The organism is Microvirga sp. P5_D2 (genome assembly GCF_054049475.1).
In genome coordinates this window covers 1-980 of record NZ_JBFUMH010000383.1, presented here as the reverse complement: position 1 = coordinate 980, position 980 = coordinate 1, and the positions used below count along the sequence as shown (strand labels likewise).

The 980-nt window shown below is 58.3% G+C and carries 1 protein-coding gene and 1 pseudogene; both read right to left on the bottom strand.

What is annotated here, in order from left to right:
• Positions 1–39: 39 nt before the first annotated feature.
• Entirely contained in the window at positions 40–585 is a 546-nt protein-coding gene (locus tag ACXJKO_RS31835; RefSeq protein WP_457094986.1) for a CarD family transcriptional regulator, read from the bottom strand.
• A gap of 192 nt (positions 586–777) precedes the next feature.
• Positions 778–980, bottom strand: a pseudogene (locus ACXJKO_RS31830) (IS6 family transposase); the annotation flags it as partial.

Genomic DNA, 980 nt, shown 5'->3' with positions numbered 1-980 from the left:
CCTTTGAGAACCGCCAATAGAGACTGTGTACAAATGCGGCTATGCCGCCGCTTCGCTCCCGGTCGGCTTGCTGGAACGGAGGGCGTTGGCTAAACCCTCCTCAATGAGCTTGCGGGCTTCGGTCTCGGTTATCTGTCTCACCACTGCGACCTCCTTCACCATGAAGTCTAGGGCATTCTCGAAGATCTGCCGTTCGCTGTAGGACGCCTCTTCCTGCTGCGGCCCACGGTTTAGATCGCGCAGAACCTCCGCGACGGCAGTCAACTGCCCGCTTCCCATGCGTTCCTGATAGTCCGCCGCACGACGGTTCCACATGCCACGTTTGGCGCGGGCCTTTCCACTCAAAATCGCGAGTGCCTGGGTGACGACGGCCGGCTCAGACAGTTTTCTCAGGCCGCTGCTTTTCGCTTTGGCAGTGGGAATGCGGACCGTGACTTTTCCCGAGTCGAGCGCGAGTACAAGGAGGTCCAGTTTGAACCCGGCAACTTCTTGTTCCTCGATCCCCGTAATCACACCGAGGCCATGGCCCGGATACACAACTGTTTCATTGGCCTGGAAGCTCAGAGCATTGTTCTTCGTCGTCATTCAGAAAAGATCTCCTTGAGCCACAGACCGTGCTTCATATGGGACGACCTGCGTCGCAGACGTCGAATTCATTACGCTCGCGTCCGGAGCGTCAGTGGTCAGAACTCGAGATCTTCTGTTCTGTTCCCGCATATCGGAGGTTCCGTTGCAAACCCTGATGTAGGTCAAGCGAAGGCCGGACAAGGACGCAGGCTACGCGACTGGGCTGAATAGGGTAGCAATGAAGTCGCGCTGAGCGCCCATGTCCTTGGGTGGTACACCGATGATCTGTCCCTTGCGGATCATTGCCATCGCCTCATAACCAGAAAGCGTCTGCGCGGCGGACGTGACGCTCTTGAAGCCCAGGCCTGGCCGGACCAGGCGCTTGATACGCCGATACGCCGGTGATCCTGCTC

Excerpts from the sequence above, each read along its gene's own strand:
- ACXJKO_RS31835 (WP_457094986.1), bottom strand. The coding sequence starts at position 585 with ATGACGACGAAGAACAATGCTCTGAGCTTCCAGGCCAATGAAACAGTT.